The organism is Nocardioides sediminis (genome assembly GCF_003047295.1).
In the GTDB taxonomy this organism is placed as follows: Bacteria; Actinomycetota; Actinomycetes; order Propionibacteriales; family Nocardioidaceae; genus Nocardioides; species Nocardioides sediminis.
Genome location: NZ_PZYZ01000007.1, coordinates 175,590 through 196,265 on the forward strand (window position 1 = coordinate 175,590; position 20,676 = coordinate 196,265).

At 71.8% G+C, this 20,676-nt stretch carries 20 protein-coding genes; 10 read left to right on the forward strand and 10 right to left on the reverse strand.

What is annotated here, in order from left to right; translation table 11 throughout:
* Nucleotides 1-18: 18 nt before the first annotated feature.
* From whiA to DAI17_RS16535, 7 genes are all read left to right on the forward strand, one after another.
* Nucleotides 19-1,005, forward strand: coding sequence for a DNA-binding protein WhiA (whiA, locus tag DAI17_RS16505; RefSeq protein WP_107774301.1), 987 nt, complete (start codon nucleotides 19-21; stop codon nucleotides 1,003-1,005).
* Between the two features lie 223 nt (nucleotides 1,006-1,228).
* Nucleotides 1,229-2,224: a type I glyceraldehyde-3-phosphate dehydrogenase gene (gene gap / locus DAI17_RS16510; RefSeq protein WP_107774302.1), complete on the forward strand. Its 996-nt coding sequence runs from the start codon at nucleotides 1,229-1,231 to the stop codon at nucleotides 2,222-2,224.
* Nucleotide 2,225: 1 nt separating this feature from the next.
* Complete coding sequence (locus tag DAI17_RS16515; protein WP_107774303.1) at nucleotides 2,226-3,437, forward strand: phosphoglycerate kinase; 1,212 nt, start codon at nucleotides 2,226-2,228, stop codon at nucleotides 3,435-3,437.
* Nucleotides 3,434-4,222: a triose-phosphate isomerase gene (gene tpiA, locus DAI17_RS16520; RefSeq protein ID WP_107774304.1), complete on the forward strand. Its 789-nt coding sequence runs from the start codon at nucleotides 3,434-3,436 to the stop codon at nucleotides 4,220-4,222. The genes DAI17_RS16515 and tpiA overlap by 4 nt, the downstream gene beginning before the upstream one ends.
* A 30-nt stretch (nucleotides 4,223-4,252) precedes the next feature.
* A complete protein-coding gene (gene secG / locus DAI17_RS16525; RefSeq protein WP_107774305.1) occupies nucleotides 4,253-4,492 on the forward strand; it encodes a preprotein translocase subunit SecG in 240 nt (79 codons plus the stop codon).
* A 67-nt stretch (nucleotides 4,493-4,559) separates the two neighbouring features.
* Nucleotides 4,560-4,922, forward strand: a complete 363-nt coding sequence (locus DAI17_RS16530) for an RNA polymerase-binding protein RbpA (RefSeq protein ID WP_107774306.1) — start codon at nucleotides 4,560-4,562, stop codon at nucleotides 4,920-4,922.
* Nucleotides 4,923-5,065: 143 nt separating this feature from the next.
* On the forward strand, nucleotides 5,066-6,046 hold the full coding sequence (locus DAI17_RS16535) for a hypothetical protein (protein ID WP_107774307.1): 981 nt from the start codon (nucleotides 5,066-5,068) through the stop codon (nucleotides 6,044-6,046).
* Between the two features lie 58 nt (nucleotides 6,047-6,104).
* Here the strand turns inward: DAI17_RS16535 and pgl are convergent, their stop codons facing one another.
* From pgl to tkt, 6 genes are read right to left on the reverse strand one after another with little or no spacing between them, the layout of a single operon-like run.
* The gene (gene pgl / locus DAI17_RS16540) at nucleotides 6,105-6,833 is read right to left on the reverse strand and encodes a 6-phosphogluconolactonase (RefSeq protein WP_107774308.1); all 729 of its coding nucleotides are present in this window, start codon (nucleotides 6,831-6,833) and stop codon (nucleotides 6,105-6,107) included.
* A gap of 2 nt (nucleotides 6,834-6,835) precedes the next feature.
* Nucleotides 6,836-7,747 (reverse strand): glucose-6-phosphate dehydrogenase assembly protein OpcA, encoded by a 912-nt coding sequence (locus DAI17_RS16545; protein ID WP_107774309.1) that lies wholly within the window; start codon nucleotides 7,745-7,747, stop codon nucleotides 6,836-6,838.
* Between the two features lie 2 nt (nucleotides 7,748-7,749).
* On the reverse strand, nucleotides 7,750-9,285 hold the full coding sequence (gene zwf / locus DAI17_RS16550; protein ID WP_107774310.1) for a glucose-6-phosphate dehydrogenase: 1,536 nt from the start codon (nucleotides 9,283-9,285) through the stop codon (nucleotides 7,750-7,752).
* An 11-nt stretch (nucleotides 9,286-9,296) separates the two neighbouring features.
* Entirely contained in the window at nucleotides 9,297-10,964 is a 1,668-nt protein-coding gene (gene pgi / locus DAI17_RS16555) for a glucose-6-phosphate isomerase (protein ID WP_107774311.1), read from the reverse strand.
* A complete protein-coding gene (gene tal, locus DAI17_RS16560) occupies nucleotides 10,961-12,082 on the reverse strand; it encodes a transaldolase (RefSeq protein ID WP_107774312.1) in 1,122 nt (373 codons plus the stop codon). Before tal ends, pgi begins: the two co-directional genes overlap by 4 nt.
* Nucleotides 12,083-12,127: 45 nt before the next feature.
* The gene (gene tkt / locus DAI17_RS16565) at nucleotides 12,128-14,161 is read right to left on the reverse strand and encodes a transketolase (protein ID WP_234412567.1); all 2,034 of its coding nucleotides are present in this window, start codon (nucleotides 14,159-14,161) and stop codon (nucleotides 12,128-12,130) included.
* Between the two features lie 210 nt (nucleotides 14,162-14,371).
* Between tkt and DAI17_RS16570 the strand changes: the two genes are divergently transcribed.
* Nucleotides 14,372-15,304 carry a heme o synthase gene (locus tag DAI17_RS16570; protein WP_234412568.1) on the forward strand — a complete coding sequence of 311 codons (933 nt, stop codon included), beginning with the start codon at nucleotides 14,372-14,374 and terminating at the stop codon, nucleotides 15,302-15,304.
* Between the two features lie 79 nt (nucleotides 15,305-15,383).
* Here the strand turns inward: DAI17_RS16570 and DAI17_RS16575 are convergent, their stop codons facing one another.
* Genes DAI17_RS16575 through DAI17_RS16585 form a run of 3 tightly spaced genes read right to left on the reverse strand, consistent with a single transcriptional unit; the run spans nucleotide 15,384 to nucleotide 18,056 of the window.
* Nucleotides 15,384-16,316: a COX15/CtaA family protein gene (locus tag DAI17_RS16575; RefSeq protein WP_107774315.1), complete on the reverse strand. Its 933-nt coding sequence runs from the start codon at nucleotides 16,314-16,316 to the stop codon at nucleotides 15,384-15,386.
* Between the two features lies 1 nt (nucleotide 16,317).
* The gene (locus tag DAI17_RS16580; RefSeq protein WP_107774316.1) at nucleotides 16,318-17,109 is read right to left on the reverse strand and encodes an ABC transporter permease; all 792 of its coding nucleotides are present in this window, start codon (nucleotides 17,107-17,109) and stop codon (nucleotides 16,318-16,320) included.
* Nucleotides 17,106-18,056, reverse strand: coding sequence for an ABC transporter ATP-binding protein (locus DAI17_RS16585; RefSeq protein ID WP_234412544.1), 951 nt, complete (start codon nucleotides 18,054-18,056; stop codon nucleotides 17,106-17,108). The genes DAI17_RS16580 and DAI17_RS16585 overlap by 4 nt, the downstream gene beginning before the upstream one ends.
* 72 nt (nucleotides 18,057-18,128) lie before the next feature.
* Between DAI17_RS16585 and DAI17_RS16590 the strand changes: the two genes are divergently transcribed.
* Both DAI17_RS16590 and DAI17_RS16595 read left to right on the forward strand, forming a co-directional pair.
* Entirely contained in the window at nucleotides 18,129-19,151 is a 1,023-nt protein-coding gene (locus DAI17_RS16590) for an ATP-binding cassette domain-containing protein (protein ID WP_107774318.1), read from the forward strand.
* Nucleotides 19,148-19,972, forward strand: coding sequence for an ABC transporter permease (locus tag DAI17_RS16595; RefSeq protein WP_107774319.1), 825 nt, complete (start codon nucleotides 19,148-19,150; stop codon nucleotides 19,970-19,972). Before DAI17_RS16590 ends, DAI17_RS16595 begins: the two co-directional genes overlap by 4 nt.
* 39 nt (nucleotides 19,973-20,011) lie before the next feature.
* Here the strand turns inward: DAI17_RS16595 and DAI17_RS16600 are convergent, their stop codons facing one another.
* Entirely contained in the window at nucleotides 20,012-20,674 is a 663-nt protein-coding gene (locus DAI17_RS16600) for a glycerophosphodiester phosphodiesterase (protein WP_107774320.1), read from the reverse strand.
* Between the last annotated feature and the right edge of the window lie 2 nt (nucleotides 20,675-20,676).

Consider the following 20,676-nt stretch of genomic DNA (forward strand, 5'->3'; position numbering starts at 1 on the left):
CATGGCAGGATCGGGGCCATGGCGATGACGGCACAGGTGAAGGCGGAGCTCGCCAACACCCAGATCACCAAGACCTGCTGCCGCAAGGCCGAAGTGGCCTCCATGCTGCGTTTCGCGGGCGGTCTGCACATCGTCAGCGGCCGGATCGTGGTCGAGGCCGAGCTCGACACGGGGGCGGCTGCGCGCCGCCTCCGCAAGGACATCTCCGAGGTCTACGGCCACCAGTCCGACGTCGTGATGGTGCAGGGCAACGGCATCCGCAAGGGCAGCCGCTACATCGTGCGCGTGGTCAAGGACGGCGAGGCCCTGGCCCGCCAGACCGGCCTCCTCGACCAGCGGGGCCGGCCCGTGCGCGGCCTGCCGCCGGCCGTGGTGTCCGGTGGCGGCTGCGACGCCGTCGCCGCCTGGCGCGGCGCCTTCCTGGCCCACGGCTCGCTCACCGAGCCGGGCCGCTCGTCCTCGCTCGAGATCACCTGTCCCGGCCCCGAGGCCGCGCTGGCCATCGTCGGCGTCGCCCGGCGCCTCGGCATCTCCGCCAAGGCCCGTGAGGTGCGTGGAGTCGACCGGGTGGTCATCCGCGACGGCGACGCCATCGGCGCGCTCCTGACACGGCTCGGCGCCCACGAGTCGCTGATGGCCTGGGAGGAGCGGCGGATGCGGCGCGAGGTGCGCGCCACCGCCAACCGCCTGGCCAACTTCGACGACGCCAACCTGCGCCGCTCCGCCCGCGCCGCCGTGGCCGCCGGTGCCCGCGTCGAGCGGGCCCTGGAGATCCTGGCCGAGGAGGTCCCCGACCACCTCAAGCTGGCGGGTCACCTGCGCCTCGAGCACAAGCAGGCGAGCCTCGAGGAGCTCGGCCAGCTCCACGACCCGGTCCTCACCAAGGACGCCATCGCCGGTCGTATCCGCCGTCTCCTCGCCATGGCCGACAAGCGCGCCGAGGAGCTCGGCATCCCCGACACCGAGGCGTCGCTGACCCCGGAGATGCTGGCCGAGGAGGCCTGAGCGCCCACTCGGCGTACGACCTCCGGGGGACGGTCGTGGGCCTCGCCCTGCCGGAGATGCGGTGCGCGCCGAGTGGGGGTTCTGCGGTTACCCGCACGTACCCCGATATGGCCCCCGACACGTGGCGCGACCGCGCGATAGGGTCGGCGCGAGACGCCGTCGAGCGCGCTTGCGCGTCGTCGTGCCACCTGACCCAGCACGCCAGTTCCCTAGGAGTCCCGCAGTGACTGTTCGCGTAGGTATCAACGGCTTCGGCCGCATCGGCCGCAACTTCTTCCGCGCCGTGCGCGCGTCTGGTGCCGACATCGAGATCGTCGGCGTCAACGACCTGACCGACAACGCCTCGCTCGCGCACCTGCTCAAGTTCGACTCGATCCTGGGCCGCCTCGACACCGACGTGTCCAGCGACGAGAGCTCCATCAAGGTCGGCGACCAGACCATCGCCGCCTTCGCGGAGCGCGACCCGGCCAACCTCAAGTGGGGCGACCTGGGCGTCGACGTCGTCGTCGAGTCGACCGGCTTCTTCACCGACGCGACCAAGGCCCGCGCCCACGTGGACGGCGGCGCCAAGAAGGTCATCATCTCCGCCCCGGCGAAGAACGAGGACCTCACCGTCGTCATGGGCGTCAACCACGAGCTCTACGACGGCGACAAGCACACCGTGATCTCCAACGCCTCGTGCACGACCAACTGCCTCGCCCCGATGGCCAAGGCGCTCCACGAGGAGTTCACGATCGTCAAGGGCCTGATGACGACGGTGCACGCCTACACCGCCGACCAGAACCTGCTCGACAACATCCACAAGGACCCGCGCCGCGCCCGCGCCGCCGCCCTCAACGTGGTGCCGACCTCGACCGGTGCGGCCAAGGCGATCGGCCTGGTCATGCCCGAGCTGAAGGGCAAGCTCGACGGCTACGCGCTGCGCGTCCCCGTCCCGACCGGCTCCGCCACCGACCTCACGTTCGAGGCCGGCCGCGAGACGTCCGTCGAGGAGGTCAACGCCGCGGTCCAGAAGGCCGCCGACGGCCGGTTCCTCAAGTACTCCACCGACCCGATCGTCTCCAGCGACATCGTGACCGACCCGGCGTCGTGCATCTTCGACGCGCCGCTGACCAAGGTCATCGGCAACCAGGTCAAGGTCGTCGGCTGGTACGACAACGAGTGGGGCTACTCCAACCGCCTCGCCGACCTGATCACCCACATCGGCTCGACGCTCTGACGTGTCGGACATCTCCTCCCTGGGTGACCTGACCGGCAAGCGCGTCCTGGTCCGCTCGGACCTCAACGTGCCCCTGGACGGCAGCACGATCACCGACGACGGCCGCATCCGCGCCAGCGTCCCGACCATCAAGCAGCTCTCCGAGGCCGGCGCCCGCGTCGTCGTGACCGCCCACCTGGGCCGTCCCGACGGCGCGCCGGACCCGAAGTACAGCCTCGCCCCGGTGGCGGCACGCCTCGGCGAGCTGCTCGGCCAGGACGTGGCGTTCGCGACCGACACGGTGGGCGAGAGCGCCACCGAGACCGTCGCCGGGCTGCGGGACGGCCAGGTGGCGCTGCTGGAGAACGTCCGCTTCAACGCGGGCGAGACCAGCAAGGACGACGACGTGCGCGGCTCGTTCGCCGGGCAGCTCGCCCAGCTCGCCGACGCCTTCGTCTCCGACGGCTTCGGCGTCGTCCACCGCAAGCAGGCCAGCGTCTACGACGTGGCGCTGCGCCTGCCGTCGGCCATGGGCGGGCTCGTCGCCACCGAGATCGACGTGCTGCGTCGCCTCACCGTCGACCCCGAGCGGCCGTACGTCGTCGTGCTGGGCGGCTCGAAGGTCTCCGACAAGCTGGGCGTCATCGACAACCTGCTGGAGAAGGCCGACAAGCTGCTCATCGGCGGCGGCATGGTCTTCACCTTCCTCAAGGCGCAGGGCCACGAGGTCGGCAAGAGCCTCCTGGAGGAGGACCAGCTCGACACGTGCCGGCGCTACCTCGAGGAGGCCGCCGAGCGGGGGGTGGAGATCGTGCTGCCGACCGACGTGGTCGCCGACACCGCCTTCCCCAGCGGGGACCGCGAGCCGCAGCCGCGGGTCGTGGCCGCCGATGCGATCCCCGCCGACTCCCTCGGCCTGGACATCGGCCCCGAGTCGGGCGCGGCCTTCGCCGACGCCCTGGCCGGCGCCCGCACGGTCTTCTGGAACGGCCCGATGGGTGTCTTCGAGGTCGAGGCGTACGCCGAGGGCACCCGCGCGGTCGCGCAGGCCCTGACCGAGGTCGAGGGCCTGTCCGTGGTCGGCGGGGGCGACTCCGCCGCCGCGGTCCGCAAGCTCGGCTTCGACGAGGCCGCCTTCGGCCACATCTCCACCGGTGGCGGCGCCAGCCTCGAGTTCCTCGAGGGCAAGGAGCTGCCCGGCATCGCCGTACTCGAGAGGAACGCAACCCGATGAGCCGCACCCCGATCATGGCGGGCAACTGGAAGAGCAACCTCAACCACCAGGAAGCGGTGGTGCTCGTCCAGAAGCTCGCGTGGACCCTGTCGGACAAGCGTCACGACTACGGCAAGGTCGAGGTGGTCGTCGTACCCCCGTTCACCGACCTGCGGTCCGTCCAAACGATGGTGGACGGGGACCGGCTCTCCATCAAGTACGGCGCCCAGGACGTGTCCACGCACGACGGGGGCGCCTACACCGGCGAGATCTCGGCGGCGATGCTGGCCAAGCTCGGCTGCTCCTACGTGGTGGTCGGGCACAGCGAGCGGCGTGAGTACCACGGCGAGTCCGACGAGACGGTCAACGCCAAGGCCCACCGGGCGCTCGCTGCCGGCATGACCCCGATCGTCTGCGTGGGCGAGGGCCTGGACGTCCGCAAGGCGGGCGAGCAGGTGCCCTACACCCTCGCCCAGGTCGACGGCTCGCTGGCGGGGTTCACCGCCGAGCAGGTCGCCGGCCTCGTGATCGCCTACGAGCCGGTCTGGGCGATCGGCACCGGCGAGGTCGCCACCCCCGACGACGCCCAGGAGGTCTGCGGAGCCATCCGCGAGCGCGTCCGGGAGGTCCACGGGGACGCCGCGGCCGACGGTGTCCGGATCCAGTACGGCGGGTCGGTGAAGGCCGCCAACGTCGCCGGGATCATGGAGAAGCCGGACGTCGACGGGTGCCTCGTCGGGGGCGCGAGCCTGCAGGCCGAGGAGTTCGGGGGAATCTGCCGGTTCTACGAGATGCCGGTCCTCTGATTCGTCGGCCTGTGACGTAGGCTTCCGCACGTGATTCCGCTCTTCACTGTCCTGCTCGTCATCACGAGCCTGATCCTCATCCTGCTGGTGCTGCTCCACAAGGGTCGCGGCGGCGGACTCTCGGACATGTTCGGCGGCGGCGTCTCCAGCACCCTCGGAGGCTCCTCGGTGGCCGAGCGCAACCTCGACCGGTTCACGGTCGGCGTGGGCATCATCTGGTTCGCCTGCATCATCGCGCTGGGCCTGCTGAAGGCGTACAACGGCGCCTGACGTTTCGTTACGGGGATCGTGTCCCGCGGCGAGTCTCTCGCCGGGGTCTTGAACAAGGAGAGAGCACGTGGCTGGTGGCGGTGGTAACGCGATCCGAGGAAGCCGGGTCGGTGCGGGCCCGATGGGCGAGGCCGAGCGTGGTGAGGCGGCTCCGCGTCAGGCGGTGACCTACTTCTGCTCGCACGAGCACCGTTCGGTGGTGACCTTCTCGGTCGAGGCGACGGTCCCCGAGTCCTGGGACTGCCCCAAGTGCGGCCTCCCGGCCAGCCTCGACTCCGAGAACCCGCCGCCGGCGCCCAAGATCGAGCCCTACAAGACGCACCTCGCCTACGTGAAGGAGCGCCGCTCCGACTCCGAGGCGGCGGACATCCTCGACGAGGCGATCCAGCTGCTCCGCAGCCGTCGCAAGTCGGGCGACATCATCTTCTGACCCACCGGGCACTTCCTGATCGCTGGATCGTGCCGACCGGGCGGTTCCTGACCGCTGGATCGTGCCGACCGGGCGCTTCCTGGCGCGCGCCTCCCTGTGGATGACGGCGGACGCCGGATCCGGAACTCGGACACGGTGGTGCCATGAGCGACCGACTCCCGGCCTGGTGCCGCGACGCCGTCCTCCTCGGGGAGGACGCGCCTGTCCCGATCGATCGACCGTTCACGGCGGCGTACGCCGAATCCGTGGGCGTCGGTCCACGGCTGCGACGCGGCCTGGTCGAGCAGGGCTTCCTCAGGCCGATGCTCAGGGGAGTGCTGGTCGCGACCCAGGTCCCCGACTCGCTCCGCCTGCGGGTGGCTGCCGTCCACCTCGTCGTCCCGGAGCACGCCGTCGTCGTGGACCGGCTGGCCGCATGGGTGCACGGGGTCGACGCGCTGCCCCGCAACACCATTCAGGAGATGCCGTCGCTCGACGTCTTCAGTCGCACGGGGAGCCGGATGCGCCGCGACAGCGTCCGCAGCGGCGTACGCGACCTTACGGCGAGCGACGTGTGCACCGTCGACGGGCTGCAGGTGACCACCCCGCTGCGGACGGCGTGCGACCTGGGCCGGCTCCTTTGGAGGTACGACGCCCTGGGTGCCATCGACGGCTTCCTGCGGCTGGGGGTCGCCCAGGACGAGCTGCTTCGCGAGGCCGAGCGCTTCAAGGGCTTCCGGGGCGTCGTCCAGCTGCGCACGTTGGTTCCCCTCGGCGACCCCAAGGCTGAGTCGCAGCCCGAGAGCGCACTGCGCCTGCACTGGCACGAGGCCGGGCTTCCCTGGCCCCAGACCCAGATCTGGGTGCACGACGGCGACGTGCCTCGGTTCCGCATCGACCTGGGGCACGAGGGCACGCGCTACGGAGCCGAGTACTTCGGCGAGGAATGGCACGGCGAAGACCGTCAGGAGCACGACGAGAGCCAGATCCGATGGTTGGAGGACCAGGACTGGATCATCGACGTGTTCCTCAAGCACCACGTCTACGGCCTGGACCCAGCCGGCCTGCGACTGCGACAAGGGTTCCAGCGCGCTCGCAGCCGATGGGGCCTGCGGGGCACGACGTACGTCGACCTCGGGCGCTGAGCGCGCACCGGAACCGCCCGGTCGGTGCGATCCAGCGGTACGAAAGCGCCCGGTCAGCTCACAGGGAGGACGCGGCGGCCTCGTCCAGCAGCCACAGCGTCTCCTGCTCGCCGGACACCCCGCGGGCCGGGATCTCGTGGAGGTCACCGCCGGCGAGGGCGGCCGCGACGGCGTCGGCCTTCCCGTCACCGCTGACCAGGAACCACACGGCCCGGGCGCGGTCGAGCGCCTCGAAGGTCAGGGTGACGCGGTCCGGCGGCGGCTTGGGGGAGTCGTGCACGGCCACGGCGACCGCGTCGGTGGCGTCGAGGGCCTCGTGGCCGGGGAAGAGCGACGCGACGTGGCCGTCGGGACCGACCCCCAGCATCAGCACCTCGAAGAAGCCGGCGCCCTGCGTGCGCATCGCCTCGGAGTACGCCGCGGCGGCGTCCTCCGCGGTGGCCACGGCATCGGCAGCGGGCACCTCGTGCACGTTCCCCTCGGGCACCCCGAGTGCGTCGAGGAAGGCCTCGCGCGCCTGGCGAGCGTTGCGGTCCGGCGAGCCGGCCTCGACGAACCGCTCGTCCCCCCACCAGAACACCACGCGCGACCAGTCGACCGACGAGTCAGCCGCCCGGCGGGCGACCTCGCGGTGCAGGGTGTCGGCGATCGTGCCGCCGGTGAGCCCGACGTGCGGCACCTCGCCGCGCCCCTGTGCCGACTCCAGCCGGTCGAGGAGCATCGAGGCCGTGTCGCCGGCCAGCGTCTGGGCGTCCTCGTGGATCACGACGCGGGGGGAGGCGGTCATCGTCAGGACTCCTTGTCCAGGGCCACGAGCCGCTTGGCCGTGGCGGCGTAGACGTCGTCCTCGTCGAGGCGACGCAGCTCCTCGGTGAGGAGCGCGGGGACCTCGCGCCGCTTGAGCGCCACCGGGCGGTCGGGGCGGCCGGGTGAGGAGAACGTGGCGAGCCGCCCGTCGTCGCGGGCGATCGTGATCGGGCCCTGCTTGGTGTCCATCACCACCTGCGTGATCCCCGGCCCGTCCGACGTGTGCCGCTCGACGGGCACGCGCAGCCGGTCGTTGAGCCACGCCACCAGCAGGTCCGCGCTCGGGCTGATCCGCTCGGCCGCCACCGACGCCCGGGTCACCTTGAGGGGGTGCTGGTCCAGCGCCGCCGCCAGCAGGGCACGCCAGGGCGTGAGGCGGGTCCAGCTCAGGTCGGTGTTGCCCGGCGCGTAGGACTGGCACTGGCGCAGCATCGCCGACGACGCGGAGCGGTTGCTGGCCGCGGAGTCGGTGATCCGCCGACGGGCGAGTGCACCCAGCGGGTCGTCGGCCGGGTCGTCCGGCGACTCCGTGGGCCACCAGATGGCGACGGGGGAGTCGGGCAGCAGGAGCGGGAGCACGACCGACTCGGCGTAGCGCACCACCTCGCCCTTGAGGCGGATCAGGGCGGTCTCACCGACCCAGCCGCCGCCGGTGCCGACGGTCGCGTCGATCCGGGCCTTGCCGCGTCCGTCGCCGAGGATGACGCCGAGCACCCGGGCGGGGTGCTCGCGCGAGGCCCGCTGAGCGGCCTGCATGGCGGCTTCGGCGTCGTCGTCGGGAACGACGATGACCAGCGTCATCACCATGCCCATCGCCGGCGAGCCCGCACGGGTGCGGGCGCGGACGAACTCGGCCGCGATGTTGGACGCGTTGGTGCCTTCCAGCTCGAACATGGTCATGGCCTCCTCCAGGTGCGGCCGTCACGGGCGAGCATCTTGTCGGCCGACTCCGGCCCCCAGGTGCCGGACGCGTAGGGCTCCGGCTTCCCCTTGCGGGCCCAGTGCTCGAGGATCGGGTCGAGGATCTTCCACGAGAGCTCGACCTCCTCGTGCCGGGGGAAGAGCGGGGGGTCACCGAGCAGCACGTCGAGGATGAGCCGTTCGTAGGCCTCCGCGCTCGCCTCGGTGAATGAGCCGCCGTAGGCGAAGTCCATGTTGACGTCGCGGATCTCCATCGCCGTCCCCGGCACCTTGGACCCGAAGCGCATCGTCATGCCCTCGTCCGGCTGGACGCGGATGACGAGCGCGTTCTGGGTGAGCTCCTCGGTCGAGGTCGCGTTGAAGGGCAGGTGCGGCGCCCGCTTGAACACCACGGCCACCTCGGTGACCCGGCGCCCGAGGCGCTTGCCGGTGCGCAGGTAGAACGGCACGCCCGCCCACCGCCGGGTGTCCACGTGCAGCGTGATCGCGGCGTACGTCTCGGTCTTGGAGGTACGCCGGATGCCTTCCTCCTCCAGGAAGCCGATGACCTTCTCCCCGCCCTGCCAGCCGGGCGTGTACTGGCCCCTGGCGGTCGTGGTGTCCAGCCGCGACGGCAGCACGACGGAGGCCAGCACCTTCTGCTTCTCCAGCCGCAGCTGCTCGGCGTCGAAGGAGGTCGGCTCCTCCATCGCGACCAGCGCCATCAGCTGGAGCAGGTGGTTCTGGATGACGTCGCGGGCGGCGCCGATGCCGTCGTAGTAGCCGGCGCGCCCCCCGATGCCGATGTCCTCGGCCATGGTGATCTGCACGTGGTCGACGTAGTTGGCGTTCCAGATCGGCTCGAACATGTTGTTGGCGAAGCGCATCGCCAGGATGTTCTGGACGGTCTCCTTGCCGAGGTAGTGGTCGATGCGGAAGATCGACTCCGACGGGAACACCGAGTCGAGCACGTCGTTGAGCTCGCGCGCCGACCCCAGGTCGTGCCCGAAGGGCTTCTCCACGACCACCCGGCGCCACGAGGGCATGCCGGTGGAGTCCGTGGTCGGCTCGGCGAGCCCGTGCTCCTTGAGCTGGCCGACGACGGTCCCGAAGAACGCCGGGGGGATGGCCAGGTAGAACGCGGTGTTGCCGCCGGTCCCGCGGGCCTCGTCGAGCTCGATCATCGTCCGCTTGAGGGTGGCGAAGGCCTCGTCGTCGTCGAAGTTGCCCGGCACGAACCGGAACCCCTCGGCGAGCTGGCGCCACACCTCTTCCCGGAAGGGCGTGCGGGCGTGCTCCTTGACGGAGTCGTGCACGATCTGCGCGAAGTCCTGGTCGGCCCAGTCGCGCCGGGCGAAGCCCACGAGCGAGAAGCCCGGAGGCAGCAGCCCGCGGTTGGCCAGGTCGTAGATGGCCGGCATGACCTTCTTGCGCGACAGGTCGCCGGTGACGCCGAAGAGGACCAGGCTGGACGGTCCGGCGATCCGGGGGAGCCGGCGGTCCTCGGGATCCCGGAGCGGGTTGGGTCGCATCGAGACGCCTCTCAGTCGCGGTGCGACAGGTAGTAGGTCACCAGGGACCGCGTGGACGCGTCCTGGTCTTCCAGCGCTGCCTCGTCCCCGGCGACCGCGGGGGCGACCTGCTGGGCGAGCTGCTTGCCCAGCTCGACGCCCCACTGGTCGAAGCTGTCGATGCCCCACACGACGCCCTGGGTGAAGGTGATGTGCTCGTAGAGCGCGACGAGCTGGCCCAGCACCGAGGGCGTCAGCGCCGGCGCCATGATCGACGTGGTCGGCCGGTTGCCGGTGAAGACCCGCGCGGGGACGACCTCCTCGGCCGTGCCCTCGGCCCGGACCTCCTCGGCGGTCTTGCCGAACGCCAGGGCCGCCGTCTGCGCGAAGAAGTTGGCGAGGAACAGCTCGTGCACGTCGGACTCGCCGTCCCGCAGCGGGTACGCCGGGGTGGCCACCGCGATGAAGTCGGCCGGCACGAGCCGGGTGCCCTGGTGGATCAGCTGGTAGAACGCGTGCTGGCCGTTGGTGCCGGGCTCGCCCCAGAAGACCTCGCCCGTCCCGGACGTCACGGGGGAGCCGTCCCAGCGGACGCCCTTGCCGTTGGACTCCATCGTCAGCTGCTGGAGGTACGCCGGGAAGCGGTGCAGCAGCTGGCTGTAGGGGAGCACCGCGTGGGTCTCGGCACCGAGGAAGTTGACGTACCAGATGTTGAGCAGGCCCATCAGGACCGGCACGTTGCGCGACAGCGCGGCGGTGCGGAAGTGCTCGTCCATGGCGTGCATGCCCGCGAGCAGCTCGGCGAAGCGCTCCGGCCCGATGGCGACGACCAGCGAGGTCCCGATGGCCGAGTCGAGCGAGTAGCGGCCGCCGACCCAGTCCCAGAAACCGAACGCGTTGTCGGGGTCGATCCCGAAGTCGGCCACCTTGTCGAGCGCGGTGGACACCGCGACGAAGTGGCGGACCACCGCCTCGGCGTCGTCGTCACCGATGGCGCCCGCCTCGCGGAGCCCCTCGAGCAGCCAGGCCTTGCAGAGCCGGGCGTTGGTGAGTGTCTCGAGCGTGCCGAAGGTCTTGCTGGAGACGATGAACAGCGTGGTGGCGGGGTCGAGCCCGGCCAGCGTGGTGGCGGCGTCCGTGGGGTCGATGTTGCTGATGAACCGGCACTCGAGGCCGTCCTGCACGTAGGGTTGCAGGGCCTCGTAGGCCATCACGGGACCGAGGTCGGAGCCCCCGATGCCGATGTTGACGACGGTGGCGATCCGTTGCCCGGTCACCCCGGTCCATGCTCCGGACCGCACCCGCTCGGCGAAGTCGTAGACGCGCTCCAGCACGTCGTGCACGTCGGCGACCACGTCTCGGCCGTCGACCTCCAACGCGGCACCGCGCGGCCGGCGCAGGGCGGTGTGGAGCACGGCGCGGTCCTCGGTGACGTTGATGCGCTCGCCGCGCAGCATCGCGTCGCGCCGCTCGGCCAGGCCCACCTGCTCGGCGAGCGCGAGGAGCGCGGCGAGCACCTCGTCGTCGACCAGGTTCTTGGACAGGTCGACGAAGAGGTCACCGGCGACGTGGGTGTAGCGCTCGACCCGGTCCGGGTCCTGCTCGAACCACGCCCGCAGGTCCGGGGAGGAGCCGGCGGCGAGGTCCGCCAGCTCCGACCACGCCGCCGTCGTGACGGCGTCGACGGGCCCCGAGGTCACGCGGAGGTTCCCTCGCCCGCGGCCTTGAGCTGCCCGGCCACGGTGTCGAGGAGCTCGGCCCACGACGCCTCGAACTTCTCCACGCCCTCCTGCTCGAGGGTCGCGATCACGTCGTCGTAGTCGATGCCGACCCCGGCGAGCCTCTCCATGACCTCCTGGGCCTCGACGTACGTCGTGGTGACCCGGTCGCCCGCGACCTCGCCGTGGTCGGCGAACGCCTCCAGCGTCTTCTCCGGCATGGTGTTGACGGTGCCGGGGACCACGAGGTCGGCGACGTACATCGTGTCGCGGTAGTCGGGGTTCTTGACCCCGGTGGAGGCCCACAGCGGCCGCTGCCGGCGGGCGCCGGCGGCCTCGAGCGCCTCCCAGCGCTCGCCGCTGAAGAACTGCTCGAAGTCGCGGTAGGCCAGCACGGCGTTGGCCACACCGGCCTTCCCGCGCAGCGCCAGGGCCTCGTCGGTGCCGATCGACTCGAGCCGCTTGTCGATCTCGGTGTCCACGCGGGAGACGAAGAACGAGGCCACCGAGTGGATGCGGGACAGGTCGTGGCCGTTGTCGCGGGCCTTCTCGAGCCCGGTCACGTAGGCCTCCATCACGCCCTGGTAGCGCGCGAGCCCGAAGATCAGGGTGACGTTGACGCTGATGCCCTCGCCGAGCACCGTGCTGATCGCGGGGGCGCCCTCGGTGGTGGCCGGGATCTTGATCAACAGGTTGTCGCGGTCGACCTCGTTCCACAGGGCACGCGCCGCGGTGATGGTGGCGTCGGTGTCGAAGGCCAGGGTCGGCGCGACCTCGATCGAGACGCGACCGTCCACGCCCTCGCTGGCGTCGTACGCCGGGCGGAGGATGTCGCAGGCCTGACGGACGTCGGTGGTGGTCAGGGCGAAGACCGTCGTGTCGACGTCGGCGTCCTCGGCCGCCAGCTCGCGCACCTGGGCGTCGTACCGCTCGCCCTCGGCCAGCGCGGCCGCGAAGATCGACGGGTTGGTGGTGACGCCGACGACGGAGCGCTTCTCCATCAGCTCGGCGAGGTTGCCGGTCTCGATGCGCTCGCGCGACAGGTCGTCGAGCCAGATGGACACACCCTCGTCGGCGAGGGCCTTCATGCGGTCACTCATGGTTCCTCCTGGTGTCGCTGTCGGGGTGCCGCCGGAGCGGGCGGGTCAGTCGGTGCAGGCGCGGATGCTGTCGCGGGCCGCGTCGGCGACCGCCTCGCCGGTGATGCCGTACTCCTGGTAGATCCGGGCGAAGTCGGCCGAGGCGCCGTAGCCCTCGATGGACACGATGCGTCCGTGGTCGCCGACCACCTCGCGCCAGCCCATCGCGACGCCGGCCTCCACGGAGACCCGGGCCTTGACGGTGGGCGGGATGACGGTCTCGCGGTAGGCCTCGTCCTGGGCGTCGAACCACTCGCGGCACGGCATGGACACGACCCGTGCACGGATCCCGTCCTCGGCGAGCAGGTCACGGGCCGCGACCGCGACCTGGACCTCCGAGCCGGTGCCGACGAGCACCACGTCGGGCAGGCCGCCCTCGACGTCGAGGAGGACGTAGCCGCCGCGGTGGACCTGGGAGGTGTCGGCCCAGCCGTCGGTCCCGCGCGGGAACACCGGCACGTTCTGCCGGGTCAGGGCGATGCCGGCCGGACGGTCGGTGTTCTGCAGGACGGCGTGCCAGGCGGCCGCCGTCTCGTTGGCGTCCGCCGGGCGGACGACGTCGAGGCCGGGGATGGCACGCAGCGCGGCGAGGTGCTCGACCGGCTGGTGGGTCGGACCGTCCTCACCGAGTCCGATGGAGTCGTGGGTCCACACGTAGGTCACCGGCAGCTGCATGAGCGCGGCGAGCCGGACCGACCCGCGCATGTAGTCGGAGAACGTGAGGAAGGTGCCGCCGAAGACGCGGGTGCCGCCGTGGAGCGTGATGCCGTTGAGGATCGCGCCCATGCCGTGCTCGCGGATGCCGAAGTGCAGCACGCGGCCGGCCTCCGGGTCGCCGGTCCACTCGTCGGTCGACCGGTCCTTGGGGATGAAGGAGGCGGCGTCCTTGATCGTGGTGTTGTTGGACTCCGCCAGGTCGGCCGAGCCTCCCCACAGCTCGGGCATCAGGGCGGCGACCGCGTTGATGACGGCGCCGGACGCCTTGCGGGTGGCCACGCCCTTGGGGTCGGCGTCGAAGGTCGGCAGGGCCTCGGTCAGGCCGTCGGGCAGGGCCCGGGTCTGCATCCGCTCCCACGTCGCCAGCAGCTCGGGGGAGGCGCCGTCGCGCCAGGCGGCCAGCTCGTCCTCCCAGGCGGCCTGCGCCTCCTTGCCGCGCTGCACGAGCTCGCGGGTGCGCTCGATCACGTCGGCCGGCACCTCGAAGTGCTGCTCGGGGTCGAAGCCCAGGATCTCCTTGGTGGCCGCGACCTCCTCGGGGCCGAGGGCCGACCCGTGCGAGGCGCCGGTGCCCTGCGCGTTGGGGGCGGGCCAGGCGATGACCGTGCGGAGCACGATGAGGCTGGGCTGGTCGGTGACCTCGCCCGCCGCGCGGATCGCGTCGTGCAGCTGCGGGACGTCCTCGGTGTAGCCCGTGCCGTCGTGGGTCCAGTCGACGGTCTGCACGTGCCAGCCGTAGGCCTCGTACCGCTTGCCGACGTCCTCGGTGAACGCGACGTCGGTGTCGCCCTCGATGGAGATGCGGTTGGCGTCGTAGATGACCGTCAGGTTGCCCAGTCGCTGGGTGCCGGCGATCGAGGAGGCCTCGGCGCTCACGCCCTCCTGCAGGTCGCCGTCGCTGCAGATGGCGTAGACGTGGTGGTCGAAGGGCGAGGCGCCCTCGGCGGCACCGGGGTCGAGCATCCCGCGCTCGCGACGGGCCGCCATGGCCATGCCGACGGCGTTGCCGACGCCCTGGCCCAGCGGACCGGTGGTCGTCTCGACACCCGCGGTGTGGCCGTGCTCCGGGTGGCCGGGGGTCTTGCTGCCCCAGGTGCGCAGGGCCTTGAGGTCGTCGAGCTCGAGGCCGAAGCCGCCGAGGAAGAGCTGCGTGTAGAGCGTGATCGAGCTGTGGCCGGCCGAGAGCACGAACCGGTCACGACCCGCCCAGCTCGGGTCGGCCGGGTTGTGGCGCATGACCTTCTGGAAGAGCAGGTACGCCGCCGGCGCCAGGCTCATCGCCGTCCCCGGGTGGCCGTTGCCGACCTTCTGGACGGAGTCCATCGCCAGCACGCGCGCGGTGTCGACGGCCTTCGAGTCGAGTTCGTTCCAGTCGAGCGCGGGCACAGTGGAAGGCACAGGGATCCTCTCGGACGATCATGGGCGGGCGCCGCCGAGCCTACTCATGACGCGGGCTAGACTCGACCCCGCATCAGTTCCCCTTCCTCGAGGTTCCATACCGTGTCCCACGCCGGCCGATCGGCCTCCGCTGCCGTGCCGTCGACACCTCACGGGGACAGTGACCCGGGCCACACCCGGGCGTCCGCGCGGGACGTCGTGGCGGCGTACGTCGGTCTCACCAAGCCGCGCGTCATCGAGCTGCTGCTGCTCACCACCGTCCCGGTGATGTTCTTCGCCGCCCGCGGCATCCCGCCGCTGGGCCTCGTGGCCGCCACCGTCGTCGGCGGCGCCCTTTCGGCCGGCTCCGCGTCGGCCTACAACTGCGTCTACGACCGCGACATCGACGAGCAGATGCGACGGACGCGCCGGCGGGCCCTGCCGCGGCACATCGTCTCGCCGGTCTCCGCGCTGGTCTTCGCGACGGTGCTGGCGATCCTGTCCACGGTCGTGCTCGCGCTCTGGGTCAACTGGCTCTCTGCCGGGCTCTCGCTGCTGGCCAACGCGTTCTACGTGCTCGTCTACACGATGGTCCTCAAGCGCCGCACCACCCAGAACATCGTGTGGGGCGGGCTGGCCGGGTGCTTCCCCGCGCTGATCGGCTGGACCGCGGTCACCGGTGAGCTGGCCTGGACGCCGGTGGTGCTCTTCCTCGTCGTCTTCTTCTGGACCCCGCCGCACACCTGGGCGCTGGCCCTGCGCTACCGCGAGGACTACGCCGGCGTGGACGTGCCGATGCTCCCCGTCGTCGCGCCGGCCGCCGAGGTCGGACGGCAGGTGGTCATCTACAGCTGGGTGATGGTGGCGACCTCGTTGCTGCTGTGGCCGGTGGCCGGCACGAGCTGGTTCTACCCGGTGGCGGCGGCCGTCCTGGGTGCGGTCTTCCTCGTGGAGGCGCACCGCATGTGGCGCCGTGCCAAGGCCTCGGACCAGCTCTCCGAGATCGCCCCGATGCGGCTGTTCCACCACTCCAACCTCTACCTCAGCCTGCTGTTCGTCGCGGTCGCGCTCGACCCGCTCATCGGCTGACGGCCGCCCCCGGTCCCGCGCGGGAGCGGTGGCTGAGCCACGTTCTCGACCACGTACGAGGCCGAGCGCGGGCACGCGATCAGGCGCGAGCGCGGGCGGCGAGGACGACCCAGGTGGCGCTGGCCGAGATCACGGCCGCGCCGAGCATGTGGATGCCGACGAGCAGCTCGGGCAGGTCGGTGAAGTACTGCACGAAGCCGACCACGCCCTGGGCGACCTCCAGCACGAGGAGCAGGACGGTGGCGGAGGCCAGCGTCGGCGTGCCCACTCGCCGGGCGGCGACCGCCAGCCCGAGGGTGAGCGCCAGGAGGAGGTAGACCGCCGCCGCGTGGACGTGCGACATGAGCTGGGGGTCCAGGCCGGTACGACGGGAGTCCAGGTCGCCGGAGTGGGGACCGCTGCCGGTCACCACGGTGCCGAGGTAGAGCACGACCCAGGTGACCGCGAAGACCGCCCAGACCAGCGGCACGAGCCGGGTCGAGGCGTCCCGCCGCGGCCCGCGGAGCTCGTCGAGCAGCACCACGCACACCCCGATGATCGCCATCGACACCAGCAGGTGCAGCGACACGATCCACGGGTTGAGGTCGGTGTGCACCGTGACGCCGCCGATGACGGCCTGGGCCGGGATGCCGAGCGCGATCGTCGTGGCCAGCCAGAACGGCCGCCACGCGCGCTCACCGTGCCAGGTGCGGACCAGGCCGACCAGCATCACGACCCACAGGGCCACGGCCAGCGCGACCAGGACGAAGGTGAGCATCCGGTTGCCGAACTCGATGGCGCCGTGGATGCCGAGCTCGCCGTGGGCGACGTAGGAGTCCTCGGTGCAGCGCGGCCACGTCGGGCAACCCAGGCCGGACCCGGTGAGCCGTACCGCGCCGCCGGTGATGACGATGCCGATGTTGGCGACGAGGTTGGCCAGGGCCAGCGGCCACGCCAGCCGCAGCGCCTCGCGCGGGCGCAGGTCGGTGGAGCGGTCAGCCGAGTGGTCGGCGGGACGGTGCAGGCCGGTCATGTCATTCCCAGGTGAAGGTGCGCGCGGTCAGCAGGGTGCCGACGGCACCCCAGGCGAGGAGGACGAGGAGGGCGGTCAGGTCGAGGTGGGCGTCGACGAGCGCGGCGCGCATCGCGTCGCCGAGGGCTGCCGAGGGCAGCCACTGGATCACGGTCGACGCGGCGCCGTACGACGACGTGGGCAGCACGACGCCGCCGGCGGCCATCAGCAGCAGGTAGACGAGGTTGGCCAGCGCCAGGGTCGCCTCGGCGCGCAGGACGCCCGCCACGAAGAGGCCCAGCGACGCGAAGGCCCACGTGCCCGCCGCCACGGCCAGCAGCGTGGCGCCCACGGTCGTCGCGGGGTGCTCGAGGGTCGGGCGCCACCCGAGGGCGAGGCCCACGGCCACCAGCACGACCAGCTGGAGCGCGACCACGTTGAGCAGCGCCAGCACCTTGCCCAGCAGCAGGCCGTGCCGGGGGAGCGGGGAGGCGCCGAGACGCTTGATCACGCCGTAGCGCCGTTCGAAGCCGGTGGCGATGGCGGTGGAGGTGAACGCCGTCGACATGACGGCCAGGGCGAGCACGCCCGGGGTCAGGACGTCGACCGCGCGGTGCCCGTCGAGGTCGAGGCCCAGGCGGTCCGCCCCGGCGACCCCGCCGACGAGCACGATGACCGGGATCACGATGGCGAGCAGGAGCTGCTCGCCGTTGCGCAGCATGAGCCGCGTCTCCATGCGCGCCTGGGCGGCGACCTGCCGCGACAGGGGCGCGGCCCCGGGGCGGGGGGTGAAGGTGCTCGTGCGGTCGTTCATCCGACCAGCTCGTGACCGGTGAGCTCGAGGAACACGTCCTCGAGGGTGCGGCGGCCGAGGGCCAGGGACTCGGGCAGCACGTCGTGGCGCTCGCACCAGGCCGACACCGTGGCCAGCGTGCTGCCGTCGGCCGGCCCGGTGATGAGCATGCTGACGGCGTCGAGCTGGGTGACCTCGGTGTGGGGACCGAGCGCCCGGCGCAGCGACTCGGGGGCACCGTCGGGGAAGGGGCGGGTGACGACGAGCCGGATGGTCGCCGACCGGCCGCCGCTGGTGAGCTCGGTGGGAGAGCCCGACGCGATCAGCCGGCCCCGGTCGATGATGTGGATGGTGTCGGCGAGGTGCTCGGCCTCGTCCATGTGGTGCGTCGTCAGCACCACGGTCACGCCGTCGCGGCGCAGCTCGTCCAGCAGCTCCCAGGTCGCCCGCCGAGCCTGCGGGTCCATGCCGGCGGTGGGCTCGTCCACGAACACGAGCTCGGGACGCCCGACCAGGGCCATGGCCAGGCCGAGGCGCTGCTGCTGGCCGCCGGAGAGACGTCGGTACGGCGTCCGGCCGCAGTCGGCGAGCCCCAGGCGGTCGCTGAGCATGGCGGTGTCGAGGGGGTGCGCGTGCAGGGCGGCCACGTGGTCGAGCATCTCCATCGCGCGCACGCCCGACCAGGCGCCACCGGCCTGGAGCATCACCCCGATCCGGGGGAGCAGCGCCCTCCGGTCGGCGTGGGGGTCGAGCCCGAGCACGCGGACGGAGCCGGACCGGGGGCGTCGGTAGCCCTCGCAGGTCTCCAGCGTCGTGGTCTTGCCGGCCCCGTTGGGCCCCAGCACTGCGGTGACGCTGCCGCGCTCGACGCGCATCGAGAGACCGTCGACGGCCACCTTCTCGCCGTACCTCATCACCAGCCGGTCGATCTCGACGGCTGGGCCGTCGTGGGGGAGTTCGGCTGGCACGTGGCAATTCTAGGAGTGGCCCCGAGGAAAAGCGGACGCGCCCTGTCCCCGGTCGCGACTAGCGTGGCTGTCATGACGACCCATGCGATCGAGGCCGACCACCTGGTCAAGCACTTCGGGGACACGGTGGCCGTGGACGACGTCTCCTTCGTGGTCCCGCAGGGCACGGTGCTCGGCCTGCTCGGACCCAACGGGGCCGGCAAGACCACGACCGTGCGGATGATGACGACCCTGACGCAGCCCTCGGGAGGCACCGCCCGGGTGGCCGGGCACGACGTGCTCGCCGACCCCGCCGCGGTCCGCCGCAGCATGGGCCTCACCGGTCAGGCCGCCACGGTCGACGAGCTCCTGACCGGTCGGGAGAACCTCCGCCTGGTCGGCCAGCTCTACGGACTCGACCGCGGCTACATCAGGCGGGCCAGCGACGACCTGCTCGAGCGGTTCTCCCTCACCGATGCCGGGGACCGGATCGCCAAGACCTACTCGGGCGGCATGCGGCGCAGGCTGGACCTCGCGGTCAGCCTGATCGCGACCCCGCCGGTGCTCTTCCTCGACGAGCCCACGACGGGGCTGGACCCCAGGTCGCGCGTCGAGCTGTGGGACGTGCTGCGCGAGCTCGTGGCGGACGGTACGACGCTGCTGCTGACGACGCAGTACCTCGAGGAGGCCGACCAGCTCGCCGACAACATCGTGGTGATCGACCGCGGCACGGTGATCGCCGAGGGCACGCCCCTCGAGCTCAAGGACCAGTCCGGCGCCGCCGCACTGGTCGTGACCGTCTCGCGGGCCGAGGACCTCGGGCCGGCCGAGGCCTTGATGCGCCCCTACGTCCGCGAGGTGCACGTCGACGCCGGCGCCCGCCAGCTCACCGCACCGGCCGAGGGCCTCGGGCACATGACGAGGGTCGCCGGCGTCTTCGACGACAGCGGGATCGTCCTCGACGACATCGGGCTCAAGCGCCCCAGCCTCGACGACGTCTTCCTCCACCTCACCGGACACCGGGCCGAGGACCGCGAGGCCGGACCGGACGACCCCAGCGAGACCGACGAGACCAGCACCGACACCAGCACCGACACCAGGGAGACCGTCCGATGACGACCCTCGAGCGCCCCGAGATCCGTCCCACCGGCCTGCTCGGCCAGTCCTGGTCGATCGCGCGCCGCAACTTCCTGCACATCCGCCGGATGCCCGAGATGCTCCTGGACGTGACCATCCAGCCGGTCATGTTCGTGCTGCTCTTCGCCTTCGTCTTCGGGTCGTCCATCGCCGTCGACACCGCGGCCGGCTACCGGGCCTTCCTGCTGGCCGGGATCATGGCCCAGACGGTGGCCTTCGCCTCCTTCATCGTCGCGGTGGGCCTGACCGCCGACCTCGAGAAGGGCATCGTCGACCGGATGCGCTCACTGCCCATCAACCCCTCGGCGGTGCTCGTCGGGCGCAGCATCTCCAGCCTCGCCCACTCCTCGATCGGGCTGGTCGTGATGTCGTTCACCGGCCTGCTCATCGGCTGGCGCATCCACACCAGCGTCCCCGAGGCAGCGCTCGGATACCTGCTGCTGCTCGGCTGGGGCTTCGCGATGATCTGGGTGGGCATCTGGGTCGGGTCGGCGATGCGCTCGGTGGAGGCGGTCAACGGCGTCATGTTCGCGACGATGTTCCCCATCACGTTCCTGGCCAACACCTTCGCCCCCACCGACCAGATGCCGACCTGGCTGCGGTTCGTCGCGGAGTGGAACCCCATCTCTTCCCTGACCCAGGCGGTCCGGGTGCTGTGGGGCAACGACCAGCCACTGGCCCCGGGCGCGGCCTTCCCGATGCACCACCCGATCCCGTTCACCATCGGGTGGATCGTCCTGATCACGGCGGTGGTGGCGCCGCTGGCCATCCGGACCTTCCGACGCCGGACCGCCGCCTGAGACCGCTCGCACCCACCCGGGCGAGTGCGAGCAGCCGGCTCAGCTCGCGGCGGAGCGCCGGCGCAGGAGCTCCGCCAGGACCTCGGACTCGTCGCTGATGATGCCGGTGACGCCGACGTCGAGCAGGGCGTCGAGGGAGGCGAGGTCGTTCACCGGCCAGGTCATCACGACCTCCGTGCGCTGCGCCAGCCGTGCGACGACCGCGCGTCCGAGCAGGTTGCGGTGCACGGAGACTCCGTGGACCCCCGGCCCCATCGCGAGCCGGCGCTCGAGCCTGACGAGCTCGTCACGACGCCGGGCGGAGAGCACCGGGAGGACGTGCGGGAGCCGGGCCACGGCCTCGACGGAGGGCCAGTGCCTGCCGCAGACCAGGATGGGCGCGCCGCGATCGCCCTCCCGGAGCAGCCGCACCACCGATCGCGCGGCCGAGGGCCGGCGTCCCTTGAGGTCCAGCATGAACGCCGTGCCGTGCCGGTTGGCCTCGAGCACCTCGGCCAGCCCCAGCCGTGGTGCGGCTGCGGACGCCAGCTCCCAGCGGTCCCAGAGGAAGGGCAGCGGCCCGGCCGTCTTGAGGTGCCTCACCTCGAGGTTGCCGCGGTGCTGGTGGACGTCGCACTCGATGACGTCGACCCCGAGCTCGTTGGCGGCGTGCAGACCGGCGAGCGAGTTTCCGGCGCGGTGCGCGATGGCGAGGACCGGCACCG